This window comes from Ruegeria sp. (assembly GCF_028066395.1).
GTDB lineage: Bacteria > Pseudomonadota > Alphaproteobacteria > Rhodobacterales > Rhodobacteraceae > Ruegeria.
Genome location: NZ_JALCBM010000016.1, coordinates 1 through 4,068, shown reverse-complemented (window position 1 = coordinate 4,068; position 4,068 = coordinate 1). Strand labels below are relative to the sequence as shown.

The 4,068-nt window shown below is 61.3% G+C and carries 4 protein-coding genes and 1 pseudogene; all 5 read left to right on the top strand.

Annotated elements, in window-relative coordinates:
- Window positions 1-465, top strand: a pseudogene (locus MPJ51_RS07260) (ABC transporter ATP-binding protein); the annotation flags it as partial.
- Entirely contained in the window at window positions 462-1,283 is an 822-nt protein-coding gene (locus MPJ51_RS07255) for an ABC transporter permease subunit (protein ID WP_298383926.1), read from the top strand. The pseudogene MPJ51_RS07260 and the gene MPJ51_RS07255, both read left to right, overlap by 4 nt.
- Window positions 1,280-1,795: a nitrous oxide reductase accessory protein NosL gene (locus MPJ51_RS07250; RefSeq protein ID WP_298383924.1), complete on the top strand. Its 516-nt coding sequence runs from the start codon at window positions 1,280-1,282 to the stop codon at window positions 1,793-1,795. The genes MPJ51_RS07255 and MPJ51_RS07250 overlap by 4 nt, the downstream gene beginning before the upstream one ends.
- The gene (locus tag MPJ51_RS07245; protein ID WP_298383922.1) at window positions 1,792-2,694 is read left to right on the top strand and encodes an FAD:protein FMN transferase; all 903 of its coding nucleotides are present in this window, start codon (window positions 1,792-1,794) and stop codon (window positions 2,692-2,694) included. Before MPJ51_RS07250 ends, MPJ51_RS07245 begins: the two co-directional genes overlap by 4 nt.
- Before the next feature lie 306 nt (window positions 2,695-3,000).
- Window positions 3,001-3,972, top strand: coding sequence for a hypothetical protein (locus MPJ51_RS07240; RefSeq protein ID WP_298383921.1), 972 nt, complete (start codon window positions 3,001-3,003; stop codon window positions 3,970-3,972).
- The last annotated feature ends 96 nt before the right edge of the window (window positions 3,973-4,068 follow it).

Below are 4,068 nucleotides of genomic sequence, written 5' to 3'. Positions count from 1 at the left end.
CTGCTGGGCCAGCCAAAGGTCGCGCTGCTGGACGAACCGACCAGCGGGCTCGACCCGATCTCACGCCAAGACCTGTATGCCATCATTGACGAGCTGGCGGGACAGGGAACGGCGGTCCTGATCGCCTCGCACGCGCTGACCGAGGTCGAGGCCCGCACCGACCGTATCGCCATCATGCGCAAGGGCCGGATGGTCGCCGATGACACGCTGAATAACCTCTCGGCGCTGGCCGGGCTGCCGATCCGTCTGAAGGTGCGCGCCAGTGACAATCCCGACGCGCTGGCCGCCGAACTGGGCGGCAGCCGGATCAATGGCGCCTCGGTCGAGCTGCTCTGCACCCCCGAAGACAAGATGGAGGCCCTGCGCCGCATCGCCGGTCTGGGCGACGCGGTGGCGGATGTGGAAATGACCCCACCGAAACTGGAAGACCTCTATCGCCACTACGCACAGGAGGAGATGCAATGACCCGCTTCCTCGCCATCACCCGCACCGAAATGCTGATCCTGCGGCGCAACCGCTGGCTGCTGGTCGCCACGCTGATCATGGTGCTGTTCGCGCTGGCGCTGACCTTTGCAGGCAGCGCCCCCACCGGCACGCTGGGTGTCGACATGCTGACCGTCTCGGTCGCTTCGATGACCACGCTGTCGGTCTACCTCGCGCCGCTGCTGGCGCTGATGATTTCCTTCGACGCCATCGCAGGCGACGTGGACCGGGGCAGCCTGTCGCTGCTGCTGTCCTATCCAGCGGGGCGCGGAGAGATTCTGCTGGGCAAGTTCACCGCCCATCTTGCGGCGCTGGCTTTCGCCATGACCGTCGGGTTCGGCACGGCCGGTGCGGTCGCCGCATGGTTCGGCGGCGCGGGACCGGAAAGCCTGATGGCTCTGGCCCGCCTGATCCTTACATCCATCCTGCTGGGCGCCGTGTTTCTGGCGCTGGGATACCTGCTGTCGGCCCTGGCACGGGGCGCCACGGCGGCGGCGGGCCTGTCGGCCGGGCTCTGGCTGGTTTTTGTCGTCCTCTATGATCTGGGCCTGTTGGGGGCCGTCGTCATGGACAAGGGCGGCGCCTTCACCCAATCCGTCTTTCCATGGGTGATGGTGGCCAACCCGGCCGACGCATTCCGTCTGTGGAACATCGCCGCAACCGAAGGCGTCGCCATCGCTTCCGGCATGACCGGGGCCGCGCAGGCCCTGCCGGTCTGGGCCGCGCCCGCATCCCTGTTGCTCTGGCCGGTGCTGAGCTTCGCCCTCGCCCGCGCCGCATTCCGGAGGGTTGAACCATGAAACACCTTGCCCTGATCGCACTGGTCGCGCTGGCCGCCTGCAAGGAAGAGGTGGCCGAGGCCCCCGACCCGGTCGATCTGACCCCGGATGCGCTCAGCTTCTTCTGCCAGATGAACATCGCCGAACATGGTGGCCCCAAAGGGCAGATCCATCTGGATGGCTACCCCGCGCCGCTGTTCTTTGCGCAGGTGCGCGACATGGTGGCCTATCTCAAAAGCCCCGAACGCGATGCCAAGATTACGGCTGTCTATGTCAGCGACATGGGCGTTGCCCCCAACTGGCGGCAACCCGGCATTTCCAACTGGATCGCTGCCGATGACGCAACCTTTGTGGTCGGCGCCAATGTCGCAGGCGGCATGGGCGCGCGCGAAGTGGTGCCCTTTGCCGATCCGTCGGACGCCCAGACCTTTATCCAACAATATGGCGGCAACGCCCTGCCCCTGACCGACATCCCCGATACCGAGGTTCTGGGACCCGTCGATCTGGACCTGATACTGGAGACCCCCGCATGACACCGCTGTCCCGCCGCCGGTTCCTGACCATCTCTGCCGCCTGCGCCGCCCTGCCCACAGGCGTGGCCGCAGCCCCATCCGCACAATGGCGCGGCACCGCGCTGGGGGCCTCGGCCAGCCTGCGTCTGGAAGGGCTGACCGATGCGCAGGCCGCACCGATCATCGCCGCCATCGAGGCCGAGGTCACACGGTTGGAAAATATCTTCAGCCTCTACCGCCCCGACTCGCAGCTGAGCCGCCTGAACCGCGACGGCCACCTGCCCGCCCCGGCGCCGGAACTGCTGAGTGTGCTCAGCTTGTGCGGCTCTCTGCACCGGGCCACGGACGGAGCCTTTGACCCCACCATCCAGCCGCTCTGGATGGCCTTGGCAACCGGAGCTTCTGCCGATCAGATCAAGGCCGCACGCGAGACCATTGGATGGGACAAGGTCCGCGTCCAGCCGGATGCCATCCACCTGCCCCATCCCGGCCAATCGGGCCTGACGCTGAACGGCATTGCCCAGGGCGCTATCACCGATCGCATCGCCGCATTGCTGCGCGGGCACGGATTGCGGGACGTTCTGGTGGATATGGGCGAAATCGCCGCGCTGGGTCGCCGGGGCGACGGCCAGAACTGGCGCGTCGGGGTCACCGGACCGGGTGGTGCGATCCACAAACGCATCGAACTGCGGGACCGGGCCATTGCCACATCGGATGCTGGAACTCTCAGGCTGACTGACCAACACGGCCACATTCTGAGCCCCAATGGCGAGGCGCTGCACCATCAGGCCCTGTCCGTCTCGGCCCCCGATGCCGCGCTGGCCGATGGCCTGTCCACCGCGCTTTGTGCCCTGACCGATACGCAAGCGGATGCCGTGCTTGCGCAATTCCCGGACGCACGGATCGAGATGCGGGTTTGAAGTAATGCGAAAGTGCTGCAGAAAGCCCTACCAGACAAAGCTCAATCTTCCTATGCGCGCGTTGTGCCCGCGCTTCATGCGTTACCACTTAAACTGATCTGAGAGCGATAAGCTCTCGCAATGGGCCACGCTAAAACCCGAAGGATGAGATCAGGACGTTGGTATAAATGCCTGAGTTCGCAAACTAATGTTGCAACCCACGATGGGTTCCACAATACATGCATTAATTGATTTCTTTAGCTGATTGCCACCATAGAGTGATGGCGCAGGAATTTTGAAAGGCAGATCATGGGTTGGAAAGGTACTATGCGTTCGCTGTCGGCAACCGCCCGGCGAATGGAAAAGGATGCCGAACGGCGACGTAAACAGGTCGCCAAAGCCCAAATCGCGGCAAATGCTGCTGAAGATGTGGAAAACTGGGAAAATTACATCGAGGAATTGCTGACAGTACATACCGATCTGACCGACCGCATTGATTGGGAGGCGCTACTGGCCAAGCCGCAGCCCAAAGAGCCCGCGTTGGAAACATATCACGAAGACAAAGCTCGCGCCGCATTGTCTACCTTCAAACCCGGTTGGTTTGACTTCTTTCAGGGTGGCACCGCAAGAAAGCGACAGCGCTTGAGTGATGCACTTGCGCAAGCTGCTGCACGTGATACCTCGGACTACCAACGGGCGACAGAGGTCTATGTCAGCGAACTGGCAGATTGGAAAACGGACCGAGAGTTGGCGCAGCGCCTTGCCAACGGAGAAGCTGCCGCAATTCAGGAAGTCATCACAGAGATGCAAAGCCTGTCCGGCAATGATCTTATTGGTTCTTCCGTGCAGTTCTCCATCAACGACAATTACGTCCATGCCCGACCACAGGTTCACGCTAGTGACATCGTTCCGAACTACCGCCGCAAGCAACTGGCAAGCGGTAAGCTGTCAGAAACCAAGATGCCGGTTGGGCAATTCAATGAATTGTATCAGGACTATGTCGCCAGTGTTGCATTGAAGATCGCCGGCGATCTATTTCAAATACTTCCGCTGAACGAGGTATATGTCACCTGTGAAAGCGTCATGCTGAACTCAGCAACCGGACACAAGGAGCCGACTCCCGTCTTGTCGGTCCAGTTTGTGCGGGAAACGATGATGCAGCTAAATTTATCAAACCTTGATCCATCCGATGCAATGTCGAATTTTAATCACGTGATGAAGTTCACGAAAACAAAAGGGTTTGCATCGGTGAAACCCTTGAGGGACGAAGGACGGCAAAGTGGTCACATAGAGAAGTGACCAAATCCATAGTCCACGTTGAACGCAGCAACCTGCTGGAGCAGAAATCGATCCTATTTTGGCCCGAGTTTCTATCCTAGGAACGAGATATCGACC

What these genes read in the sequence shown, in the direction of transcription:
- MPJ51_RS07255 (WP_298383926.1), top strand. Translation starts at nt 462, where the DNA reads ATGACCCGCTTCCTCGCCATCACCCGCACCGAAATGCTGATCCTGCGG.
- MPJ51_RS07250 (WP_298383924.1), top strand. Translation starts at nt 1,280, where the DNA reads ATGAAACACCTTGCCCTGATCGCACTGGTCGCGCTGGCCGCCTGCAAG.
- MPJ51_RS07245 (WP_298383922.1), top strand. Translation starts at nt 1,792, where the DNA reads ATGACACCGCTGTCCCGCCGCCGGTTCCTGACCATCTCTGCCGCCTGC.
- MPJ51_RS07240 (WP_298383921.1), top strand. Translation starts at nt 3,001, where the DNA reads ATGCGTTCGCTGTCGGCAACCGCCCGGCGAATGGAAAAGGATGCCGAA.